Raw genomic sequence first — 234 nt, 5'->3', positions numbered from 1 at the left:
ATCCAGGGCGAGCTCCTCAAGCTCGGCCACCGGGTGAGCGCATCCACGATCCGCCGGGTCCTGACGTCCCTGGGGCTCCCCCAGCTCCGAAACGGCAGACCGACACCACATGGCGACAGTTCCTGCGTACGCAGGCGTCGACGATGCTGGCCGTGGACTTTTTCCACGTGGACTGCGCGGTGACGCTGCGGCGGCTGTACTGCTTCTTCGTCATAAAGGTCGGCTCCCGCACCG

The 234-nt window shown here is 66.2% G+C and carries 1 pseudogene; it reads left to right on the top strand.

From position 1 onward, the window contains the following. Positions 1 to 234 (top strand): annotated as a pseudogene (locus tag FMEAI12_RS38860) (transposase); the annotation flags it as partial.

This window comes from Parafrankia sp. Ea1.12 (assembly GCF_900465275.1).
GTDB classification, from domain to species: Bacteria; Actinomycetota; Actinomycetes; order Frankiales; family Frankiaceae; genus Parafrankia; species Parafrankia soli.
Note: the sequence above shows the minus strand (reverse complement) of the source record. Positions and strands in the feature narration are given on the sequence as shown.